General features: G+C 67.4%; 20 protein-coding genes. 8 read left to right on the plus strand and 12 right to left on the minus strand.

Annotation, left to right across the window (positions count from 1 at the left end; all coding sequences use genetic code 11):
- The first annotated feature begins 21 nt into the window (after nucleotides 1–21).
- The 5 genes from HV681_RS03860 (at nucleotide 22) to HV681_RS03880 (ending at nucleotide 7,651) form a co-directional block, all read left to right on the plus strand.
- On the plus strand, nucleotides 22–1,515 hold the full coding sequence (locus tag HV681_RS03860; RefSeq protein WP_254594276.1) for an amino acid permease: 1,494 nt from the start codon (nucleotides 22–24) through the stop codon (nucleotides 1,513–1,515).
- Between the two features lie 119 nt (nucleotides 1,516–1,634).
- Nucleotides 1,635–2,339 (plus strand): translesion DNA synthesis-associated protein ImuA, encoded by a 705-nt coding sequence (gene imuA / locus HV681_RS03865; protein ID WP_175121783.1) that lies wholly within the window; start codon nucleotides 1,635–1,637, stop codon nucleotides 2,337–2,339.
- Entirely contained in the window at nucleotides 2,269–3,738 is a 1,470-nt protein-coding gene (locus HV681_RS03870) for a Y-family DNA polymerase (RefSeq protein ID WP_175121784.1), read from the plus strand. The genes imuA and HV681_RS03870 overlap by 71 nt, the downstream gene beginning before the upstream one ends.
- Nucleotide 3,739: 1 nt before the next feature.
- Nucleotides 3,740–7,054, plus strand: a complete 3,315-nt coding sequence (locus HV681_RS03875; RefSeq protein WP_175121785.1) for an error-prone DNA polymerase — start codon at nucleotides 3,740–3,742, stop codon at nucleotides 7,052–7,054.
- A 213-nt stretch (nucleotides 7,055–7,267) separates the two neighbouring features.
- On the plus strand, nucleotides 7,268–7,651 hold the full coding sequence (locus HV681_RS03880; RefSeq protein WP_175121786.1) for an I78 family peptidase inhibitor: 384 nt from the start codon (nucleotides 7,268–7,270) through the stop codon (nucleotides 7,649–7,651).
- On the opposite strand, the gene HV681_RS03885 is transcribed toward HV681_RS03880, so the two are convergent.
- From HV681_RS03885 to HV681_RS03935, 11 genes are all read right to left on the minus strand, one after another.
- Nucleotides 7,648–8,673, minus strand: coding sequence for a LysR family transcriptional regulator (locus tag HV681_RS03885; protein ID WP_370633027.1), 1,026 nt, complete (start codon nucleotides 8,671–8,673; stop codon nucleotides 7,648–7,650). The two genes, HV681_RS03880 and HV681_RS03885, sit on opposite strands and share 4 nt — an antisense overlap.
- 25 nt (nucleotides 8,674–8,698) lie before the next feature.
- Nucleotides 8,699–9,433, minus strand: a complete 735-nt coding sequence (locus HV681_RS03890) for an amino acid ABC transporter ATP-binding protein (RefSeq protein ID WP_175121787.1) — start codon at nucleotides 9,431–9,433, stop codon at nucleotides 8,699–8,701.
- A gap of 12 nt (nucleotides 9,434–9,445) precedes the next feature.
- A complete protein-coding gene (locus HV681_RS03895) occupies nucleotides 9,446–10,135 on the minus strand; it encodes an amino acid ABC transporter permease (RefSeq protein WP_175122014.1) in 690 nt (229 codons plus the stop codon).
- On the minus strand, nucleotides 10,128–10,817 hold the full coding sequence (locus HV681_RS03900) for an amino acid ABC transporter permease (RefSeq protein WP_175121788.1): 690 nt from the start codon (nucleotides 10,815–10,817) through the stop codon (nucleotides 10,128–10,130). Before HV681_RS03900 ends, HV681_RS03895 begins: the two co-directional genes overlap by 8 nt.
- Nucleotides 10,818–10,940: 123 nt before the next feature.
- On the minus strand, nucleotides 10,941–11,762 hold the full coding sequence (locus tag HV681_RS03905) for an ABC transporter substrate-binding protein (protein ID WP_175121789.1): 822 nt from the start codon (nucleotides 11,760–11,762) through the stop codon (nucleotides 10,941–10,943).
- Nucleotides 11,763–11,836: 74 nt separating this feature from the next.
- Complete coding sequence (locus HV681_RS03910) at nucleotides 11,837–13,039, minus strand: aminotransferase class I/II-fold pyridoxal phosphate-dependent enzyme (protein WP_175121790.1); 1,203 nt, start codon at nucleotides 13,037–13,039, stop codon at nucleotides 11,837–11,839.
- Nucleotides 13,036–13,716: an RraA family protein gene (locus tag HV681_RS03915; protein ID WP_175121791.1), complete on the minus strand. Its 681-nt coding sequence runs from the start codon at nucleotides 13,714–13,716 to the stop codon at nucleotides 13,036–13,038. Before HV681_RS03915 ends, HV681_RS03910 begins: the two co-directional genes overlap by 4 nt.
- Nucleotides 13,717–13,873: 157 nt before the next feature.
- On the minus strand, nucleotides 13,874–14,809 hold the full coding sequence (locus HV681_RS03920; protein ID WP_175121792.1) for a ParB N-terminal domain-containing protein: 936 nt from the start codon (nucleotides 14,807–14,809) through the stop codon (nucleotides 13,874–13,876).
- 27 nt (nucleotides 14,810–14,836) lie between these two features.
- On the minus strand, nucleotides 14,837–15,448 hold the full coding sequence (locus HV681_RS03925; RefSeq protein WP_175121793.1) for an LON peptidase substrate-binding domain-containing protein: 612 nt from the start codon (nucleotides 15,446–15,448) through the stop codon (nucleotides 14,837–14,839).
- Between the two features lie 13 nt (nucleotides 15,449–15,461).
- A complete protein-coding gene (locus tag HV681_RS03930; protein ID WP_175121794.1) occupies nucleotides 15,462–15,869 on the minus strand; it encodes a carboxymuconolactone decarboxylase family protein in 408 nt (135 codons plus the stop codon).
- An 85-nt stretch (nucleotides 15,870–15,954) separates the two neighbouring features.
- Nucleotides 15,955–16,299 carry a GFA family protein gene (locus tag HV681_RS03935; protein WP_175121795.1) on the minus strand — a complete coding sequence of 115 codons (345 nt, stop codon included), beginning with the start codon at nucleotides 16,297–16,299 and terminating at the stop codon, nucleotides 15,955–15,957.
- A gap of 121 nt (nucleotides 16,300–16,420) precedes the next feature.
- On the opposite strand from HV681_RS03935, the gene HV681_RS03940 reads away from it, so the two are divergent.
- Nucleotides 16,421–16,849, plus strand: coding sequence for a VOC family protein (locus HV681_RS03940; protein WP_175121796.1), 429 nt, complete (start codon nucleotides 16,421–16,423; stop codon nucleotides 16,847–16,849).
- A 16-nt stretch (nucleotides 16,850–16,865) separates the two neighbouring features.
- On the opposite strand, the gene HV681_RS03945 is transcribed toward HV681_RS03940, so the two are convergent.
- Nucleotides 16,866–17,720 (minus strand): IclR family transcriptional regulator, encoded by an 855-nt coding sequence (locus HV681_RS03945; protein WP_175121797.1) that lies wholly within the window; start codon nucleotides 17,718–17,720, stop codon nucleotides 16,866–16,868.
- A 135-nt stretch (nucleotides 17,721–17,855) separates the two neighbouring features.
- On the opposite strand from HV681_RS03945, the gene HV681_RS03950 reads away from it, so the two are divergent.
- Nucleotides 17,856–19,517: a GMC family oxidoreductase gene (locus HV681_RS03950; protein WP_175121798.1), complete on the plus strand. Its 1,662-nt coding sequence runs from the start codon at nucleotides 17,856–17,858 to the stop codon at nucleotides 19,515–19,517.
- A gap of 73 nt (nucleotides 19,518–19,590) precedes the next feature.
- Entirely contained in the window at nucleotides 19,591–20,931 is a 1,341-nt protein-coding gene (locus HV681_RS03955) for an MFS transporter (protein ID WP_175121799.1), read from the plus strand.
- The last annotated feature ends 24 nt before the right edge of the window (nucleotides 20,932–20,955 follow it).

The following is a 20,955-nucleotide window of genomic DNA, read 5'->3' on the forward strand; positions in this document are numbered from 1 at the left end:
GCGGCCACCACACGCCTTGTCATGCACACACCGAACATCGACTCGGGCGCCGCCGCGCCTGTCTGCAACACTACCGGCGACACCGCCGGCAACAATCAGCTGCACCGCGTGCTCAAGGCACGCCACCTCACGATGATAGCGCTGGGCGGGGCCATCGGCACCGGCCTGTTCGTCGCTTCCGGCGCGGCCATCGCGCAGGCGGGCCCCGGCGGCGCGCTGATGGTCTACCTGGTGATCGGCCTGATGGTGTACTTCATCATGACCAGCCTGGGCGAGCTGGCCACCTTCATGCCGGTGTCGGGTTCGTTCTGCACGTATGCGTCGCGCTACGTGGATCCGGGTTTCGGCTTTGCGCTGGGCTGGAACTTCTGGGTCAGCTGGGCCACGGTCGTGGCGGTGGACGTCGTGGCGGCGCAGCTCGTTATGGCGTACTGGCTGCCGGACACGCCAGGCTGGATATGGAGCGTGGCGTTCCTGGCGCTGACCTTCGGGCTGAACGCTTTCTCGGCGCGCAGCTTCGGCGAGGCCGAATACTGGTTCGCCATCATCAAGGTGGTGGCGGTGCTGTGCTTCATCGTGGTGGGCGTGGCGATGCTGGCCGGCATCATCCACGGCGGCGGACCGGTGGGACTGGACAACTGGAAGGTGGGCGACGCGCCCTTCGTCGGCAACGCGGCGACGTGGGTGGGCGTGGCGATGGTGGTGGCCTACTCCTTTCAGGGCACCGAACTGGTGGGCGTGGCGGCCGGCGAGTCCGAAAACCCCCGGCGCAACGTGCCCCGCGCGATCAACAGCGTCTTCTGGCGCATCCTGCTGTTCTATGTGCTGGCCATCCTGATCATCGGCCTCTTGGTGCCCTACACCGATCCGCAACTGCTGCGCAACGAGGTCGAGGACATCGCGGTCAGCCCCTTCACGCTGGTGTTCGAGCACGCGGGCCTGCTGTCCGCGGCCACGGTGATGAACGCGGTGATCCTGACGTCCGTGCTGTCGGCCGGCAATTCGGGCATGTATGCGGCGACGCGGATGCTGTTCAACATGGCGGCCGAGGGCCAGGCGCCGGCGATCTTCAAGCGTCTGACCCCGCGCGGCGTGCCGCTGTATGCGCTGCTGGCCACGACGCTGCTGGCTTGCCTGTGCCTCTTCAGCGTGGTGTACAGCCCGAAGGCGGTGTACATCTGGCTGCTCAATTTTGCGGGGATGACGGAATTCATCGTGTGGCTGAGCATCGCGGTCAGCCACTACCGCTTCCGCCAGGGCTACGTGAAGCACGGCTACGACACGGCCGACCTGCCCTACAAGGCGGGACTCTTTCCGTTCGGGCCGCTGCTGGCCTTCGTGCTGTGCCTGGTGGTCACGCTGGGACAGAACTATCAGGCTTTCCTTGAAGAACGCATCGACTGGATCGGCGTGGTGTCGACGTACCTGGCCATTCCGCTGTTTCTGGGACTGTGGATCGGCCACCGGCTGCTGCGCGGCTCGCGGTGGGTGAAGTACCAGGACATGCGGTTCTAGCACTTTTCGGGGACACATTCGGGACACATTCGGGGGCACTTTTCGATACGTCCGCCCGGCGCAAAGCCCGGTACAATACTGTACATTCATACAGGTATTGAGCACCGGGCGCTTTCGCCATGCAGTCCCCCGAACAGATCCATCCCGCGTTGTGGCGCGCCACGCAGTTGGCCAAAGGCGCCGCACGCACCCTGCCAACCGGGCACGCGGCGCTGTCAGCCGAACTGCCGGATAACGGCTGGCCGCTCGGATCGCTCGTTGAACTGCTCACCCCCCATCCCGGCATCGGAGAAATCCGCCTGCTGCGTCCCGCGCTGGCCCAACTGGAAACCCGTCGTCCCATTGCCCTGGTGCAGCCGCCGCACGTGCCGCACATCGCCAGCTGGATGAGCTGGCGGCTGGATCCCCGGCAACTGCTGTGGGTGGCGCCCGAAAAGCCGGTCGACGCGCTGTGGGCCAGCGAACAGATCCTGAAAAACGCCAGTTGCGGCGCGCTGATCTGCTGGCTGCCCCACGTGCGCCCCGAATCCCTGCGCCGCCTGCATCTGGCCGCCCAGGCCAGCGACCTGCTGTTCATCGCCGTGCGCCCGTCCCGCGCCGCGCAGACCGCCACGCCCGCCGCCTTGCGGCTGGCGCTGGCGCCCGCGCCCGGCGGTCTGTCCGTCCACATCCTGAAGCGCCGGGGGCCTGTCTGCGACACCCCGCTGTACGTGGGCCTGGAGCCCGGCGCGCTTACCCCCTCTTCTCCCCGCCATGCGCCTCTGGATCGCCGCCTACCTGCGCTGCCTGCCGCTGGACGCCATACGCCCGCACTGGCCGCATGAACAGGAGGCGTTCGCCGTTCTGGATCAGGAACGGGTCGCCGCCCTGACCCCCGCCGCCCGCCAGGCCGGCGTGACGCCCGGCATGCGCCGCGCGGGCGCGGCGGCCATCGCCCCCGGCGTGGAACTGCTGCCCCGCAATGCGCTGGCCGAGGCCGACGCCCTGCACGGCGCGGCGCTGGCCCTCTTGCAGTACACCCCGGAAATCGCGCTGGCCGATGGCGACACCGTGCTGCTGAACGTGGGCGCCAGCCTGATGTTCTTCCGCGGGCCGCGCGCGCTGAGCCGGCGGGTGGCCGCCACGCTGCGGGCGCTGGATCTGCGGGTGTCGCTGGGCATGGCGCCCACGGCCAAGGGCGCCTGGCTGCTCGCGCGGCGCGCCGGCCGGCGCGTGCCCCGGCGCACACTGAAGCTGCCCACCCTGGCGCGGCGGCTCGATGCCCTGCCGCTGTCGCTGCTGCCCCAGGCGCAAGACCGCCGCAACTGGCTGGACGACATCGGCTGCCACACGCTGGCGCACCTGCGCGCCCTGCCGCGCGGGGGGCTGCAGCGGCGCAGCGCGCCCGATCTGTTGCAGGCGCTGGACGCCGCCTACGGCCAGGTGCCCGAACTCTACCGCTGGCTCGAACCGCCCAACCAGTTTTCGCGGCGGATCGAACTCATGGACTACATGGAGAACACCGACGCCGTGCTGGCCGTGGCGGGCCGGCTGGCCGAGCAGCTGGGCGGCTGGCTAACCGCCCGGCAACTGGCCGTGCGGCGCGTGGTGCTCAGCATGGACCACGAACGCGGCCGCCACGCCCGCCCGCCCACCGAACTTGAAGTGGCCCTGGCCCAGCCCATCTGGCAGGCGCCGCAGCTGCTGCATCTGCTGCGCGAAAAACTCAACCACTTCACGCTGGAAGCCCCCGTCATCGCCGTGACGCTGCACGCGCCCGACACCGTCGAGCAGCCCGCGGCCAGCACCACCCTGTTCCCCGAGCCGGGCGGCACCGCCGCCGACCACGCGCGGCTGCTGGACCTGCTGGTGGCGCGACTGGGCCGCGACCGTGTACGCCATGCCCAGCCCACCGCCGACCACCGTCCCGAAGCCGCCAATTCCTGGGGCGATGCGCTGGCCGCGCCCGAACGTCCCGCCCCCCTGCCGCCGCTGCTCGACCGGCCGTTCTGGCTGCTGGAAACCCCGCAGCCCCTCAAGCTGTCCGGCCATCGCCCCCACTACGGCGGCCAGGCGCTGCGGCTGATGCGCGGCCCCGAACGCATCGAAAGCGGCTGGTGGGACCCCGCCCTGACCGTGCGCGATTACTTCGTCGCCGAAGACGCGGCGGGCGCGCGCTACTGGATCTACCGCGAGCGCGACGCCGAGGACGCGCGCTGGTTCCTGCACGGACTGTACGCCTGACATGCGCATGGACGACGACGCCCCCGATCCCCTGGACCCGGCCGAGGTCCTGGCCCAGCTGCCCGGCTACGCCGAGCTGCAATGCCAGTCCAATTTTTCGTTCCTGCAAGGCGCCTCGCATCCCGAGGAACTGACCGCGCGGGCGGCCGAACTCGGTTACGCCGCGCTGGCCCTGACCGACGAATGCTCGCTGGCCGGCGTCGTGCGCGCCCACACCGAAGCCAAGACCCTCAAGCTGCCGCTCATCGTGGGCGCCACGTTCCAGCTGCGCGCCGCGCCCGACGCCGCGCCGCTGGGGCTGACGCTGCTGGCGCAGACGCGCGAAGGCTACGGCAACCTGTCGGAATTCATCACGCTGGGCCGCACCCGGGCGCCCAAGGGCGAATACCGGCTTTCCCCGCAAGACCTTGCCGATCCCCCCGCCGGCCACGCGCACCTGCGCAGTCTGCCGGAATGCCTGGCCATCCTGACGCCCGCCTACGGCACCGACGCCGACCGCATGGCCGACCAGGCGCGCTGGCTGGCGCGCGTCTTTCCGGGGCGCGCGTGGGTGGGACTGAACCTGCTGCACCAGTCGCGCGACGACCTGCACCGCGCCGCCGTCGAACACGCAGCCCAGGCCTCGCAATTGCCGATCGTGGCGGTCGGCCAGGTGCAGATGCATGTCCGGTCGCGCAAGCCGCTGCACGACACGCTGACCGGCATCCGCACCCGCCAGCAGGTGTCGCAATGCGGCTACGAACTGTCGGGCAATGCCGAACAGCACCTGCGCAGCCGCATGCGGCTCGCCAGCCTGTATCCGCCCGACGCGCTGGCGCAGACCCTGGCGGTGGCGCGCCGCTGCACGTTTTCGCTGGACGAGCTGCATTACGAATATCCCGACGAGATCGTGCCGCCCGGCCACACGCCCGCCAGCTATCTGCGCCAGGAAGCGCTGGCCGGGGCGGACCGGCGCTTTCCCCAGGGCGTGCCCGACAGCGTGACGGCGCAGATCGACAAGGAACTGGACCTCATCGCGGACCTCAACTACGAGGCCTACTTCCTGACCGTCTACGACATCGTGCAGTTCGCCCGCAACGCCGGCATACTGTGCCAGGGCCGGGGCTCGGCCGCCAATTCCGCCGTCTGCTATTGCCTGGGCATCACGGCAGTGGACCCGCAGCGCGGCAACAACCTGTTCGAACGCTTCATCAGCAAGGAACGCAACGAACCGCCCGACATCGACGTCGACTTCGAACATCAACGCCGCGAAGAAGTCATCCAGTACATCTACGGCAAATACGGCCGCGACCGCGCCGCCCTGACCGGGGTGGTCATCTCGTACCGTCCGCGCAGCGTGCTGCGCGATACGGGGCGCGCGCTGGGCGTGGACCCGGGCGTCATCGACGCCGTGGCCCGCGCGCACCAGTGGTGGGACGGCAAGAAGGAAATGCTGCGTACGCTGGGCGCCTGCGGTCTGGACCCGGAATCCCAGGTGGCGCGCCAGTGGGCATCGCTGGCGCAGACCATGATGGGCTTTCCGCGCCACCTGTCGCAGCACCCGGGCGGCTTCGTCATTTCACGCGGCAAGCTCTCGCGCCTGGTGCCCATCGAGAACGCCGCCATGGAAGACCGCAGCGTCGTGCAATGGGACAAGGACGATCTGGACGCCCTGAAGCTGCTCAAGGTCGACGTCCTGGCGCTGGGCATGCTGTCGGCCCTGCGCCGCACACTTGAACTGGCCAGCCAGCGCCGCGGCCAGCCGCTCGCCCTGCAGGACATCCCGGAAGGCGACGTGCCCACCTACGACATGATCTGCGACGCCGACACCATTGGCGTCTTCCAGATCGAATCGCGCGCCCAGATGACGATGCTGCCGCGCCTGCGTCCGCGCGAATACTACGACCTGGTGGTGCAGGTGGCGATCGTGCGCCCCGGACCGATCCAGGGGGGCATGGTCCACCCCTACCTGCGGCGCCGCCAGGGCAAGGAGGACGAAACCTACCCCAGCGAAAAAGTGCGCGGCGTGCTCAGCCGCACCATGGGCGTGCCCATCTTCCAGGAACAGGTCATGCAGATCGCCGTCGTGGCCGCCGGTTTTTCGCCCGGCGAGGCCGATCAGCTACGCCGGTCGATGGCGGCCTGGCGGCGCAAGGGCGGCGTGGACAAGTTCCGCGTCAAGCTGGTGGGCGGGCTGCTGGCGCACGGCTACACGCTGGACTTCGCCGAAGCCCTGTTCCGCCAGGTGGAAGGGTTTGGCGAATACGGCTTTCCGGAAAGCCATGCCGCCAGCTTCGCCCTGCTGGCGTATGCCAGCTCCTGGCTCAAGCGCCACGAACCGGAGGCCTTTCTGGCCGCCCTGCTCAATTCCCAGCCCATGGGGTTCTACGCACCCGCCCAACTGGTGCAGGACGCGCGCCGCCACGGCGTCTGCGTGCTGCCCGCCGACGTGACGGTAAGCGGCTGGGATTCGGTGCTGGAAACGCTGCCCGACGGGCATCCGGGCGCCCGCCGCCGCCCCCACCCCCACGCGCCGTCCGCAGAGGCGCCGGGCGTCGCCACGCCGGACGTCGATACGCCGGACGTCGATACGCCGGGCGTCGACACGCCGGGCGTCCCCACGCCCCGCCCCGCCGTGCGGCTGGGACTCAGCCTGCTGCAAGGCATGCGCGAGGACGCCGCCCGCCGCATCGAGGCCGCGCGGGCCGACGCCCCCTTTGCCAACACCGCCGACCTGGCCCGCCGCGCCGGCCTGAATCGCCACGACCTGAACGCGCTGGCCGCCGGCGATGCGCTGCGCACCCTGGCCGGCCACCGGCGCCAGGCCAGTTGGGAAGCCGCCGCCAGCGTACAAAGCCGCGACCTGCTGCGGGACGCCGAGATCGTGGAAACCCAGGCCCCGCAGCTGTCCGCCCCGTCGGAGAGCCAGACCGTGGCCGCCGACTACCGCAGCGTCGGCCTGACCCTGCACAGCCATCCCGTGTCGCTGCTGCGCCCCCAACTGGCCGCGCGCAACTTCCAGCCTGCCTCGGTGCTGAACGACTATCCCAACAAGCGGGTCGCGCGCGCCTGCGGCATCGTCACCGTGCGCCAGCGCCCCCAGACCTCCAAGGGGGTCATCTTCGTCACCCTCGAAGACGAGACCGGCCCGGTCAACGTGGTGGTCCGCCCCGACCTGATCGAACGCCAGCGCCGCGAGCTGCTGGGCGCCACCTTGCTGGGGGTGTTCGGGTCCTGGCAAAGTGTGGACGGGGTGCGCCACCTGATCGCGCAGCGGCTGGTGGACATGTCCGACCTCCTGGGCGGGCTGACGTCGCAGAGCCGCGACTTCCATTGAGGATGCGGGAGCAACTTGACGGTGTCTGACACCCTTGAAGCACCCTTCAAGCCTGAAGACCGTCCATACGGGTGTCAGACACCTGGCGAACACCTGACGCGCGCCCAGCCGCCGCCGCTGTTGCCCGGTTGCACATGCCCGCCGCGCCTTGAGCACAGCGCGCCGCCGCTGGTCTATCATGGCTTTTTGTCCGCTCGTTGTAAGGAGTCCTACATGATCCGCAAGCTGATCCCCTTCCTGCTGGTTGCCAGCCTGGCTGCGTGCGCCAATACCGGCGGTTCGCGTACGTCCAGCGCGCCGGCCTCCAGCTCCTCGAGCGCATCCTCTTCATCGAGCACCGGCGCCGGCTCTTCCTACGGTTCGTCCTCGGCCATGCCCGGCAGCAGCACCGGCAAGACCTGCGACGCCGGCCCGCTGCAGTCGCAGATCGGTCAGAAAGCCACGCCGTCCGTCATGGAAGACCTGCGCACGCGCAGCGGCAGCGCCACCGCGCGCATGCTGCGTCCGGGCCAGCTGGTCACCATGGAATACAACAACACCCGCCTGAACCTCATCGTGGACGACAAGGACGTGATGACGGCGATCCGCTGCGGTTAAGCGCGCCGGCCGGCCGGACTTCCGTCCGGCAAGTCGCCTTCCCCTGCCTCGATGGGCCGCGCCGCCGGCGGCACATGGGGCAGGAAGGCCCCCGCCACCTCAAACGCGCATTCCTCGCGCGCAATGTCGATCACCCGGGATACGACCGGATTGACGATGTTCTTTTTGTGCACCGCGTAGTAATTGATGGTCGGCAGGTCCGGCTGCACATTCAACTGGCACAGCGCCCCGCGCGCCACCAGCGGCGCAAAGTACGCGCCCGGCAGGTAACTGATCCCCAATCCCAGCATCGTCAGCTGCGCCATCATGCCCAGGCTGTTGCAGGTCAGCACGCGCTTGACCGGCATCCCCTGTTCCGCGAACCATGCGTCGTACAGATGCGATAGCGCGGAATTGGTGGGCTGCGAGATCACCGGATACGGCGCCAGATCCTGCGGCGTCAACGCGGCAGCGACATCGATGTCCAGCGCCGGACTCGCCATCCAGACATTGGTGACCGCTCCCAGGTGCGTGCAATCGTACTGGTAGCCCCAGAACGGGCCGGGCATGATCGCCAGATCCAGTTCGTCCTGCTCCAGCCGTTCATAGAGCGTGATGCCGCCATCGATCTCGGGCATCAACTGCACGCGCGGGTAGCGCTGGCTGATCTGCTTGATCAGCCCGGCCAGCCAGGTCATGCCCACCAGTTCCGTCACGCCCAGACGCACCACGCCTTCGAAGCTGGCCGGATCGGCCATGTTCTGCACGATGCGGCTGTTCAGCTCCAGCATCTGGCTGGCCAGCTCGAACAGCTTGCGGCCCTGCGGGGTCATCAGGAGTTTCTTGGCGCGCCGCTCGAACAGGGGCGCGCCGGCAAAGGCCTCGAGTTCCCCCACCCGTTTGGCCACGGCCGATTGGGTGGTGTGCAGCTTGCGCGACGACGCGCTGAAGCTGCCCAGTTCGGAACTCCAGTAAAAGGCCTCCAATTGCTTGAGGGTGTACATCGCCGCGGTCGAAGAAAAGCGCATGGAAACCCCAGACATTACCACCGCGGACGATCGGCGCGGATCAACCCCGCGGATGCAGGATGTCCGCCAGGAAGCGCTGCGCGCGCGGATGCGCCGGCGCGCTGAAGAAGCGCTCGGGCGTATCCATCTCCAGGATTTCGCCCGCGTCCATGAACACCACGCGGTCGCAGACGTCGCGCGCAAAGCCCATTTCATGCGTCACGCACACCATCGTCATGCCGTCCTTGGCCAGGCCCTTCATCACCTGAAGCACCTCGCCCACCATTTCCGGATCCAGCGCGCTGGTCGGCTCGTCGAACAGCATGACGGGCGGTTGCAGCGCCAGCGCGCGCGCGATCGCCACGCGCTGCTGCTGCCCGCCGGACAGCGATCCCGGATAGGCATCGATCTTGTGCGCCAAACCCACGCGGTCAAGCAGGCTGCGCGCCAGCTCCACGGCCTCCTTGCGGGGCTGCTTGCGGATGTTCACGGGCGCGAAGATCACGTTTTCCAGCACGCTCATGTGCGGAAACAGGTTGAACTGCTGGAACACGAAGCCGATCTTCTGGCGTAGCGCATTCAGGTTGGCGCCTTTGCCGTAGATGTCCGCGCCGTCGATCAGGATGCGGCCCTTTTCGATGGGTTCCAGCCGGTTGATCGTGCGGATCATCGTGGACTTGCCGGACCCCGAGGGTCCGCACACCACCAGCACCTCGCCGCGCGCCACCGACAGGTCCACGTCCTTGAGCACATGATGCTCGCCGTACCACTTGTTCACTTTCTCGAGTTTGATCATGTTTTTGTTCCTTTAAGCCATGGCCCGCGTGCGGCGGATGCGCAGGTCCAGCCAGCTCAAGCCACGGCTCAGGCTGAAGCACACGATGAAGTAGATGATGGCCAGAATGCCGAACACCTGCAGCGGCTGGGTCAGCACCAGGTTGTTGACCTGGTTGGCGGCAAACGTCAGCTCGTTGACGCTGATGACGTAGCCCAGCGAGGTTTCCTTGACGGTGGACACGAACTGGCTGGTCATGCTGGGCAGCACGTTGAACAGCGCCTGCGGCAGCACCACCTTGCGCATCGTCGTCCAGTAGCCCACGCCCAGCGAGCGCGAGGCCTCGATCTGCCCGCGCGGCACCGCCTCGATACCCGAACGGATGACCTCGGACAGGTAGGCGCTTTCGTACACCACCAAGGCAAAGATCAGTGTCCAGAAGCCGCTGACCACCTGGCCGGTGATCTTGGGCACCACAAAGTAAGCCCAGAAAATCAGCATCAGCAGCGGCATGCCGCGCACCACATTGACCAGCGCCTTGCTGGCCGTGCGCAGCCACCCGTAGGGACTCACCCTGGCCAGCGCGATCAAGAGCGCCAGCGGCAGGGACATCGCCAGACCCAGCGCGGCCAGGATGAGCGTCAGCGCCAGTCCGCCAAGCGGACCGTTGGGGTATTGGCCCACAAGCAGTGTGGGCCAGTATTGCATCAGGAGATCAAGCACCATGGCCTCCGCGGTTCAGACGATAACGGGCGTAGATGCGCGATCCGAGCGCCATGATGAGGAACGATCCCAGCAGGTACATGATCGTCGCCGCGCCGAAGGTGGCGAAGGTGCGGTAGGTCTCGTTCTCGATTTCCCGCGCCTGGTAGGTCAGCTCCATCACGCCGATCGCCATGGCCACGCTGGTGTTCTTGAAGAGCAGCAGCGCGCGTCCGACCAGCGGCGGAATGGAGATGCGCAGCGCCTGCGGCACGATGACGAAGCGCATGCATTGCAGGTAGCTGGCGCCCAGCGCGCGGGCCGCCTCGAACTGGGTGCCGGGAATGGCGCGCAGCCCGCTGCGGATGTCTTCGGCGATATAGGCGGCCGACCCCAGCGCCAGCGCGATCGCGGCCAGCGACATTTCGGCGTTGTGCGCATACAGCCACATGCGGAATCCTTCGGGCAGCAGCTCGGGCATGCCGAAGTACCAGAACAGCACCTGCACCAGCAGCGGCACATTGCGGTGGTATTCCACATAGGCGTCGACCACCCAGCGGCATGGCGCCAGGTTGGTGGCGCGCACCACCACCAGCGTCACCGCGATGGAAAACGCCATCACCCATGCAACAAGAAACAGTTGCACGGTGACCGCCATGCCGCTGAGCAGCAGCTGGTATTGGGAAGCGTCTAGAAAGCTCATAAACCTGTCAATCTCCTGCGTTCGGGCGCGCAACGCCAAGCATCACGGCTTCCCGCGCATCGCCTTGCAAGACGCGGGAAGCCGTGACGGATACTGGCGAACGGCAGCGCTCGGATCGGCCCCTTAGCCGGCGATCGGGCCGATCTTGAAGCCGCGCTCCAGCTTGTAGGGGGTGTCGGGGCCAAACCACTTGTCGAACAGCTTGGCTGCCGCGCCGGAGGTTTCGGCCTCGTCCAGCGCCTGGTTCACCGTTTCCAGGAATCGCGGCTCGGACTTGCGCACGCCCAGGCCCCACGGCTCATCGAACACGGCCTTGCCGATAACAGTGACGGGCGCTGTGGGCGGGCTTTGCAGCACCAGTCGCGCCAGCACCAGCTCCGACGCAAACTGCGCGTCCACCTTCTTCTGCTGCAGGGCCAGGTACGTGGCCGAGCTGTCGCCGTAGCCGATGACCTGCGACTTGTCGAGAATGCGCTTGATCTCGCGCTCGGAGCTGGAACCCTTGGTCGCGCCGATGCGGCGGCCGTTCAGGGCTTCGATCGAGTCCAGGCCCGAATCCTTGCGCACCATCAGCTTTTGCGGGCTGACGTAGTACGCGTGGCTGAAGGCGATCTGCTGCGCGCGGTCGGGCGAATAGCCCAGGTTGGCCGCCAGGATGTCCACGCGCCCTTCGTTCAGTTCCGGCACGCGCGCCGCCACCGACAGCAGCTTGTAGTTGACCTTGACGCCCAGCTTGTCCGCGACGAGCTTGCACACGTCCACGTCATAGCCCACCAGCTGGCGCGTCGCGCCGTCCTGGAAGCTGAACGGCTGCGACGTGCCCAGCGTGCCGCAAACCAGCTCGCCGCGCGCCTTGATGTCGTCAAGCTGGTCGGCGTGGGCAATTCCGCCCGCGGCCAGCGAAGCCAGGGCCAGGCTGGCGGCGATGAGAGTGTGACGCTTCATGGTTCATTCCCCTTGAATGGTTGTTAGGTGTACAGACTGGCGATGACGCCGTATGGGTGCGAAAGCGTGGCCCGTCAGGCCAGCTTGGCGCAGGCCTCGCGGATGGCCGCGCATCCCTGCCGGATATCGTCCAGCGAGGCGGCAAACGACAACCGGAACGTGCCGGGCGCGCCGTAGGCATGGCCGTCGATGACCGCCACGCCGGCTTCGCGCAGCAGGTAGTGCGTGAGGTCCGTGTCGCTGGCGATCACGTCGCCGGCCGGCGTCTTCTTGCCCAAGAGGCCCGAGCAGTCCGGAAAGACATAGAACGCGCCCTGCGGCACGACGATGTCCAGGCCCGGCGCGCCGGACAATTCCGCGATCGCCAGGTCGCGACGCTCGCGGAATACCTTGGCGAACTCCACGACGCAGTCCTGCGGACCCGTCAGCGCTTCCAGCGCGGCCGCCTGGCTGACCGACGAGGCGCCCGACGTGCTTTGCGACTGCAGGATCGCCATTGCCTTGATCAGTTCGTCGGGACCGGCGCCGTAGCCGATGCGCCAGCCCGTCATGGCATAGGCCTTGGATACGCCATTGACGACCAGCGTGCGGGCGGCCAGTTCCGGCGCCACTTGCAGCGGATGCACCGTCGGCTCGCCGGTGAAATTCAGGCGTGCGTAGATGTCGTCGGTCATCAGCCAGACGTGCGGATGACGCGCCAGGACCTCGGTCAGACCACGCAGTTCGTCCGCGCTGTAGACCGATCCCGTCGGGTTGCTGGGGGCATTCATCATCAGCCACTTGGTGCGGGGCGTGATGTCGCGTTCCAGGGCCTCGGGCGTCACCTTGTAATCGGTGGCGGGCGACGTTTCCACGGCCACCGGCACGCCGCCGTTGACCAGGACCATGTCCGGGTACGACACCCAGAACGGCGCGGGAATCAGCACTTCGTCGCCGTCGTTCAGCGTCGCGGCCAGGCCATTGAAGATCACCTGCTTGGCGCCGGTGCTGACGATGACGCGCGATGCCGGGTATTCCACGCCGGTCGCTTCCCGCAGATGGACGGCGGCGGCCTTGCGCAGGGCCACCGTGCCCTGCGCCGGCGGGTACTTGGTTTCGCCGCGGTTCATGGCGGCGGTGGCGGCCTGGCGGATGTGTTCGGGCGTCGAAAAATCCGGTTCGCCGATGGTCAGGTCGATGATGCGGCGGCCCTGCTCGCGCAGTTCCGCAATGATGGCGCGCGCGGCGACGCTGGGCGACAACTTGATGCGCTTGATGCGGTCGGCAACGATGCTCATTTTGCCGCTCCCATCTTTTCCGCCAGCGTCTTTTCCAGCCACGGCTTGGTGTACGTGCCGGCGCGCAGCTTTTCCTTGGCCACCGCTTCGTCGGCTTCCTTCTTCAGCGCCAGCGCCAGCACGGCGCTGGCGTGTTCGGCGGGGATCACCACCACGCCGTCGGCATCGCCCACGACCACGTCGCCCGGGTTGACCACCTGGCCGCCGACCGACACGGGCACGTTGATCTCGCCCGGACCGTCCTTGTAGGGCCCCTTGTGCGACACGCCGCGCGCAAAGCAGCCGAATTCGCCTTGGGCGAACACGTCCGCATCGCGCACCGCGCCGTCGATCACGAAGCCTTCGATGCCGCGCGACTGCGCATCCATCATCATCAGTTCGCCAACCAGCGCGTTGCTGGTGTCGCCCGAGCCGTCCACGACGATCACGTCGCCCGCGCCGCCCAGCGAAATCGCCTTGTGGATCATCAGGTTATCGCCCGGACGGGTCTTGACCGTGAGGGCCACGCCCACCGTGCGGCGTGCGCCGTTATGCAGCGGACGCAGGCCCGACACGCCGTACAGGCGATTCATGCAGTCGCTGATCTGGGCCGAGCCGATGCTGGCAAAACCGGCCAGCACGTCGGCGGCGACGGCCGTCTCGGGCCGGGAAAGAATGCGATATCCGATGGGATTCATAAGGAAAGTCAGGTGTGAATGCAGGAAGCGTTGAAGCGAACCTGCATTACAAAGCCGCGCAAGCCTTTCCTCAAAACGATATAAATTCCCAGCGATCCACGAATTTTTTTCGTGGATTATGCGGTTTAAGGGTTATCCCTTATTCCTGCATCAATGCTCAATCATCCCCGCTGCCGGATCCGCTGCGGGCTTCCGACAACGCGACAGTCAGGTGCATGACCTTCTTCTTGAGCTGATCGCGTTCATCGGTCAGCTTGGCCAGCAACTGGCGCAGCCGCGCGATTTCCGCCGGCATGTCCGCGATGTTTTCAATAGGTTCTTCCGGCGGCGCCTCGCGCGGCGGCGGCGCCTTGGCCTGCCGGACCTCCCGGGCGGCCTGCTGCAGCTCCTTGCGCCCGCCTGCAACGGCGGCGGTCTGCCGCTCGGCCGGCAGCGACGCCACGGCCGCCGCGGCGTTGATGGAGATGGCGCCTTCCTTCACCGCACGCACCAGTTCCGGCGCCGCGGACTTCTGGATCTTTTCGATCTGATTGAGGGTATTGCTGCTGATGCGGGCGGCGCGCGCCAGCGCCTGGCGGCTGGGGACGGCGGGCTTCCAATCGGGATTGGCATGCCCGCGCATCGGCGCGGCGCTGGCCCCGGGCGCGTCCTCGTCCCAAGGCGGGGAATCGTCCGCCGGCCCACCGTCGGCCGGCGTACCGTTGACCGGCGATCCTTGGCCGCCGCCGTCCAGCCCACCTTCGGCCGCACCGCCCGCTTCCGGGCCGGTGCGCGCCAGCAGGATTTCCTTCTTGCGAAGCGCCAGCACCCCGCGCTGGAAGTCCGACACGCTGCGCCGGCCCAGATGGTTCTCGATCATCCACAGATGCACGTCGTCCATGGACTTGAAGTGCGGATGCTGAATCGTCTGGAACGGGATGTTGTGTTTGACGCAGATGGCGTAACGGTTGTGCCCGTCGATCAGCAGGTCGCCCCACAGCACCAGGGCGTCGCGGCACCCCTCGGCCAGCAGGCTGCGCTCCAGCGCGGCGTGTTCGTCCTCGGTCAGCGGGTCTATATAGGCACGCAGGCCTTCGTCTACTCTGATTTCCATGGTGTCCAAATAAAGTCGGGCGGCGCCCTACGCCAGCCCCTGTCCGCGCAGCACGTCCTGGATCGCGGCCAGGCGCGCCACGGGGTCCGTCAGGCCCAGCAGCGTTGCCTTGTCGTCCGGAGGCAGCGGCAAGAGTTCGCACCAGCGGTTTGCCACCCAGCCGCAATCGTCCAGCCGGAACGGCGGCGCCAGCGGCATTCTTTCGGCGGGCACGCCGTCCTGCTGCCACTGCGCCACCAAGCGCCCCAGCGCATCGGCGCTGGCCTGCATGGCCGCGGGCACCGGCGTGGGCGGGTCATCGGCAATGGGCTCGGCCTCGCCCATCCAAAGGCCGTATTTTGCCACCTCGCTGGACCGGAGCCGAAAGCGCGAGGTGCCCCGGCACCGGATTTCCAGCAAGGCCGGCATGGGCGCCTCCCAGGTTTCGACCCGCGCCATGGTGCCCACGGGCGACAGCGTCTCGACGCCCTCGGGCGAGCGGACCTCGCTGCCGGCCAACAGGCCCACGATGCCGAACTCGGTGTTGTCGGCGATGCTGCGCCGGATCATGTCCAGATAGCGGACCTCGAAGATGCGCAGATGCACCACGCCCGCGGGAAACAGCGCATTGGACAGCGGAAACAAGGGAATCAGCGACATGGCCGCCTCCTGGTCATTTCACGTGGAAGGCATCGTCCACGGGCACCTGCAGGGCCGTCGCCAGCGCGTTGGTCTGCGACGCCATCGCCATCACCGCCAGCAGTTCGGCGTGCTGGCCATCAGTCATGCCTTTGGCCCGGGCCGAGGCCGTGTGGGAATGGACGCAATACGAGCAGCCATTGGCGGTGGACACCGCGATGTAGATCATTTCGCGCACCAGCGGCGAGAGCTCGCCCTCGGCCATCATCACCGTCTTGAGCTGCTCCCAGACGCTGCGCATCCGCGGGGGATCGTTGGCCAGCGCCCGCCAGAAGTTGTTGACGAAGTCCGACTTGCGCGTGGCGCGGATGTCCTCGAACACCGCCCATGCCTCGGGACTTCTGCGGATCTCGTCATCGCTCAGCAGCCTTACCGTGCTCATTGCACCGCTCCATCGTGAAAAAACACATCGGACCACCGCATCGCGGCGGCCGCCTTTTGACCCGTCCAGGAACGCAGCCGGCCGCTCAAGTGTTTCGGCCGTCGTACGGAATGCGGGTCAGCGAATTCAGGTCGACGTTTTCCAGGCAACGCACGTTGACCGCCGCCGTTTCCTTGCCTTCTGCGCCGACCCCGAACCCGAAGGGCGCACAGCCGCAGTTGGCGCAGAAATGGTGCGAGATCACGTGCTTGTTGAAGGTGTACGTCGACATGGACTGCGAGGACGACGTAATGCGCAGCGCGGCGCGCGGCACGAACCACAGCAGATAGCCCTTGCGGCTGCAGTGCGAGCAGTTGCATTCCAACACCTGCGACACATCGCCATCGACTTCATAGGCGATCTGCCCGCAGTGGCAGCTTCCTTGTTGCATGGATTGTCTCCCGGCCGTAATCGGATCAGACTCCCATCATAGGCCCGCCCCGCCCGCCTTGCCCATGCGGACGCACCGCACCCCAGCCCCAACCCCACCCCCGGCCACGCACGGAGCCATCATGCCCCAGTTATCCGCATACCTCAGTTTTGACGGCAACTGCGCCGAGGCCATGCGCTTTTACGAACGCGTGCTGGGCGGCCGCCTTGACGCGCTGGTCCGCTACGCAGATGCACCGCCCGATGCGGCCATGCCGGTGCTGTCGGACGAGGACGCCGGGCGCATCATGTACGCCCGCCTGACGCTGGACGAACAGACCTTGCTGGGCAGCGACGCCACTGCCGGCCATCCCTACCCCGGCAATCGCGGGGTGGCGCTGGCGCTGGTCTATCCCACCGTGTCGGATGCGCATCGCGTGTTCGAGCACCTGGCCGAAGGCGGCAGCGTCACGATGCCGCTGCAAAAGACTTTCTGGGCCGAAGCCTACGGCGCGCTGGTCGACCGGTATGGCACGCGGTGGATGGTAAGCGGCGGCCGCATGAGTCACTGAGCGCCCCGCACCCTTCCTAACCGCCCGGCCGGTGCGCCGCCAGCACGTCGTGCAGCGACTGCGCGGCGCCTTGCAGCACCGGCACCGCGCGCAACAGATCGTCCAGCATCACCCGCGCGGTCGGCGCGTGGCAGGCCACCGCCGCCACCACGCGGTCCTCGCCGTCGCGCACCGGCACCGCCACCGCGCTCATGCCGCGCACGAACTCCTCGTTGTCGATGCCGATGCCGCGCACGGCCAGCCGCTCCAGCTCGGCGTCCAGCTTGGCCAGGTCGGTGAACGTGCGCGGCGTATTGCGCGTAAGCGGCAGGCGCGCCAGCACGCGGCCACGCTCCAGGCGGTTCATCGACGCCAGAAACAGCTTGCCGCTGGCCGTGCAATGCATGGGCACGTGGCTGCCCACGGCAAAGAACAGGCGTAGGGGCTCGGACGTCTCGACGCGTTCCATGTAGACGACCTGGTCGCCGTCCGGTGCGGTCAGGTTGCACGTTTCGCCCAACGTGCCCACCAGCTTGGTCAGCACCGCGCGGCATGCACGCGTGAAGGCGCTGGCGCGCAGCGTAGCCAGCGCCAGCGATGTCGCCTGCGGCCCCGTCACGAAGCCGTTTTCAGTCGGGGTGGCGGCCACAAAGCCCGCGCGCTGCATGGCGGCCAAGAGGCGCATCAGCGTGGTCTTGGGCATGTCGAGCCGTTGCGCCAACTGCGCGAGCGTGGGCGGATGCTGCGCGCGGGCCAGGTGATCCAGCACCAGCAATGCCCGCAGCGAACGGGCGGCTTCCTGGTGCCCGCCGCTGTCATCGGACCGGCCGTCGGCCGCCTGTTCCGATGCTGCACTGCGATTTTGAAACCGACGCTGCATGTTCTGTTCCATTTGTCTGCCCCAGCGCGTGTTGTGCTTTGTTCTGTGTGCGCGCTTCCTAGAATCGCCTCAGATGCCGGCCTGGTCCGCATTGCGGAGCGCGAGCCGGTCGGACCTGCCGAACAATATAAGGGAGACCGCGCGGATATGTCCGATACCGTCGATTACATCGTGGTGGGCGCCGGCTCGGCCGGATGCGTGATGGCGAACCGGTTGAGTGCGGACGGCGCGCACTCGGTGTGCCTGCTGGAGGCCGGTCCCAAGGACACCTATCCGTGGATCCACATTCCGATCGGCTACGGCAAGACGATGTTCCACAAGGTGGTGAACTGGGGCTTCTACACGGACCCGGATCCCAACATGCTGGACCGGCGCATCTACTGGCCGCGCGGCCGCACGCTGGGCGGCTCCAGCGCCATCAACGGCCTCATCTACATCCGCGGCCAGCGCGAAGACTACGACGCGTGGGCGGCGGCCGGCAACGCGGGCTGGGGCTGGGACGACTGCCTGCCGTGGTTTCGCAAGCTGGAAAACAACGACCTGGGACCCGGCCCCACCCGCGGTACCGAGGGTCCGCTGAACGCCACGTCCATCAAGACGCCGCATCCGCTGGTGGAAGCGCTGATCGCCGCCGCGGGCAAGCTGGGCGTGCCGCACGTGCGCGACTTCAATAGCGGCGACCAGGAAGGCGTGGGCTATTACCAGCTGACCACGCGAAACGGCCGGCGCTGCTCCACCGCCGTGGCTTACCTGCGCCCCGCGCAGAGCCGCCCCAACCTGCGCATCGAGACCGATGCGCACGCGATGGCCGTGCTGTTCGAAGGCAGCCGCGCCTGCGGCGTGCGCTACCGGCAAGGCGGCCAGGTCCGCACGCTGCGCGCCCGGCGCGAAGTCGTGCTGTGCGCGGGCGCCCTGCAATCGCCGCAGCTGCTTCAGCTATCCGGCGTCGGGCCCGCCAGCCTGCTGCGCGAGTTCGGCATCGGCGTCGTGCGCGACCTGCCCGGCGTGGGCGAAAACCTGCAGGATCATCTTCAGATCCGCCTGATCTACGAGACCACCCGCCCCATCACCACAAACGACCAGTTGCGCAGCCTGACCGGCCGAGTGCGCATGGGGCTGCAATGGCTGCTGCTGCGCAGCGGTCCGCTGGCCGTGGGCATCAATCAGGGCGGTCTTTTCTGCCGCGTCGATCCGGCCAGCCGCACGCCCGACACCCAGTTCCATTTCGCGACCCTGTCCGCCGACATGGCGGGCGGCAGGGTGCATCCGTTTTCCGGCTGCACCTATTCGGTGTGCCAGTTGCGCCCGACCTCGCGCGGCCGGGTGCGCCTGCGCAGCACGGACCCGTTCGAGGCGCCGTCCATGCTGCCCAATTACCTGTCGACGGAACTGGACCGCCGCATGGCGGTGGCCGCCGTGCGGTATGCGCGCCAGGTCGCCGCGACCGAGCCGCTGGCCGGCCTGATGAAACGTGAGTTCCGGCCCGGCCCGGACGTGCACACGGACGACGAGATCCTGCACTTCTGCCGGGAGTATGGCGCCACCATCTTCCACCCGTCAGGCACGGCAAAGATGGGACCGCGCAGCGATCCGCTGGCCGTCGTGGACGAGCGCCTGCGCGTGCACGGCGTGTCGGCGCTGCGCGTGGTGGATTGCTCGATCATGCCCACGCTGGTTTCAGGCAACACCAACGCGCCGGTCGTGATGCTGGCCGAGCGCGCGGCGGATTTCATGCTGCAGGACGTGCGGCAGGCGCGCGCGCAAGTCCTGCACACGCCCGCCCGGATGGAGATGACGGACCCCGGCTAGGAAACCCATATCGCAGACAGACCCGGCCGCGGCAGCGCAGATTGCCAGGCCGACCCACCAAAGGAGACTGGACATGGCCAAGCAAAACGAAGCGGCGGTGCGCAAAGTCGTCACCGCCTCGCTGATCGGCGCCACCATCGAGTGGTACGACTTTTTCCTGTATGGCGTCGTCGCCGGCATCGTATTCAACAAGCTGTACTTTCCCACCGGGGACCCGCTGGTCTCGACCATGCTGGCGTACACGACGTTCGCCGTCGGTTTCGTCACCCGGCCGCTGGGCGGGCTGATCTTCGGCCATTTCGGCGACCGCATCGGCAGAAAGAGCATGCTGGTGATGACGCTGATGATCATGGGCATCGCGACCTTCCTGATCGGTCTGGTGCCCACGTACGACATGATCGGCATCTGGGCGCCGATCCTGCTGCTTCTTTTGCGCGTGTTCCAGGGCATCGGGCTGGGCGGCGAATGGGGCGGCGCGGTGCTCATGGCCTATGAGTACGCGCCGCCGGAGAAAAAAGGCTTTTACGCGTCGTTGCCGCAGATCGGTCTGGCGATCGGGCTGTGCCTGGCGTCGGGCACGGTGGCGCTGCTGTCCGTTCTGCTGACCGACGAGCAGTTCATGGCGTGGGGATGGCGCATCGCCTTCCTGGCGTCCGCCGCCATGGTGGCCGTGGGCATGTACATCCGGCTCAACATCAAGGAGACGCCGGAGTTCACGGCGGTCAAGGCGCAGAATGCCGAAAGCCGCATCCCGTTCATGGACATGATGCGGCGCTATCCCGGCAACGTCGTCAAGGGCATGGGCGCACGCTATATCGACGGCGTGTTCTTCAACGTCTTTGGCGTGTTCTCGATCTCGTTCCTGACGCAGTCGGTCAAGATCACGCGGACCGAGGCGTTGATCGGGGTGATGGCGGCGGCGCTGGTGATGTGCTTCTTCATCCCCTTCTTCGGCCGCCTGTCCGACCGCATCGGCCGCACGCGCGTGTACTTCTGGGGATCGCTCATCACCGCCGCGGCGTCGTTCCCCGGCTTCTGGATGATGATCAACAGCGGCGGCAACGTGATGCTGATCTGGCTGGCCATCATCATTCCGTTCGGGATCCTGTATGCCGCCATCTACGGCCCGGAGGCCGCGCTGTTCTGCGAGCTTTTCGACGCCAAGGTGCGCTACACCGGCATCTCGTTCGTCTATCAGTTCTCCGGCATCTTCGCGTCCGGCATCACGCCCATCATTGCCACCGCCCTGCTCAAGACGGGCGGCGGGCAGCCGTGGCTGATCTGCCTGTACGTGCTCTTCGCGGGCGTGGTGTCGGCGTTCTGCGCGTGGCTGATCGGGCGCGGCAAGCAACCGGTGGAACTGGACGGCGCGGGTCAGCCGTCCATGCCGCGGGCGGGGCTGCGCAAGGCGTAGCCGGCGGGCGGGCCCCGATGGGCG

The organism is Achromobacter animicus (genome assembly GCF_902859585.1).
GTDB classification, from domain to species: domain Bacteria; phylum Pseudomonadota; class Gammaproteobacteria; order Burkholderiales; family Burkholderiaceae_B; genus Achromobacter; species Achromobacter animicus.

What these genes read in the sequence shown, in the direction of transcription:
- HV681_RS03860 (WP_254594276.1), top strand. Translation starts at nt 22, where the DNA reads ATGCACACACCGAACATCGACTCGGGCGCCGCCGCGCCTGTCTGCAAC.
- imuA (WP_175121783.1), top strand. Translation starts at nt 1,635, where the DNA reads ATGCAGTCCCCCGAACAGATCCATCCCGCGTTGTGGCGCGCCACGCAG.
- HV681_RS03870 (WP_175121784.1), top strand. Translation starts at nt 2,269, where the DNA reads ATGCGCCTCTGGATCGCCGCCTACCTGCGCTGCCTGCCGCTGGACGCC.
- HV681_RS03875 (WP_175121785.1), top strand. Translation starts at nt 3,740, where the DNA reads ATGCGCATGGACGACGACGCCCCCGATCCCCTGGACCCGGCCGAGGTC.
- HV681_RS03880 (WP_175121786.1), top strand. Translation starts at nt 7,268, where the DNA reads ATGATCCGCAAGCTGATCCCCTTCCTGCTGGTTGCCAGCCTGGCTGCG.
- HV681_RS03885 (WP_370633027.1), bottom strand. Translation starts at nt 8,673, where the DNA reads ATGTCTGGGGTTTCCATGCGCTTTTCTTCGACCGCGGCGATGTACACC.
- HV681_RS03890 (WP_175121787.1), bottom strand. Translation starts at nt 9,433, where the DNA reads ATGATCAAACTCGAGAAAGTGAACAAGTGGTACGGCGAGCATCATGTG.
- HV681_RS03900 (WP_175121788.1), bottom strand. Translation starts at nt 10,817, where the DNA reads ATGAGCTTTCTAGACGCTTCCCAATACCAGCTGCTGCTCAGCGGCATG.
- HV681_RS03905 (WP_175121789.1), bottom strand. Translation starts at nt 11,762, where the DNA reads ATGAAGCGTCACACTCTCATCGCCGCCAGCCTGGCCCTGGCTTCGCTG.
- HV681_RS03910 (WP_175121790.1), bottom strand. Translation starts at nt 13,039, where the DNA reads ATGAGCATCGTTGCCGACCGCATCAAGCGCATCAAGTTGTCGCCCAGC.
- HV681_RS03915 (WP_175121791.1), bottom strand. Translation starts at nt 13,716, where the DNA reads ATGAATCCCATCGGATATCGCATTCTTTCCCGGCCCGAGACGGCCGTC.
- HV681_RS03920 (WP_175121792.1), bottom strand. Translation starts at nt 14,809, where the DNA reads ATGGAAATCAGAGTAGACGAAGGCCTGCGTGCCTATATAGACCCGCTG.
- HV681_RS03925 (WP_175121793.1), bottom strand. Translation starts at nt 15,448, where the DNA reads ATGTCGCTGATTCCCTTGTTTCCGCTGTCCAATGCGCTGTTTCCCGCG.
- HV681_RS03930 (WP_175121794.1), bottom strand. Translation starts at nt 15,869, where the DNA reads ATGAGCACGGTAAGGCTGCTGAGCGATGACGAGATCCGCAGAAGTCCC.
- HV681_RS03935 (WP_175121795.1), bottom strand. Translation starts at nt 16,299, where the DNA reads ATGCAACAAGGAAGCTGCCACTGCGGGCAGATCGCCTATGAAGTCGAT.
- HV681_RS03940 (WP_175121796.1), top strand. Translation starts at nt 16,421, where the DNA reads ATGCCCCAGTTATCCGCATACCTCAGTTTTGACGGCAACTGCGCCGAG.
- HV681_RS03945 (WP_175121797.1), bottom strand. Translation starts at nt 17,720, where the DNA reads ATGGAACAGAACATGCAGCGTCGGTTTCAAAATCGCAGTGCAGCATCG.
- HV681_RS03950 (WP_175121798.1), top strand. Translation starts at nt 17,856, where the DNA reads ATGTCCGATACCGTCGATTACATCGTGGTGGGCGCCGGCTCGGCCGGA.
- HV681_RS03955 (WP_175121799.1), top strand. Translation starts at nt 19,591, where the DNA reads ATGGCCAAGCAAAACGAAGCGGCGGTGCGCAAAGTCGTCACCGCCTCG.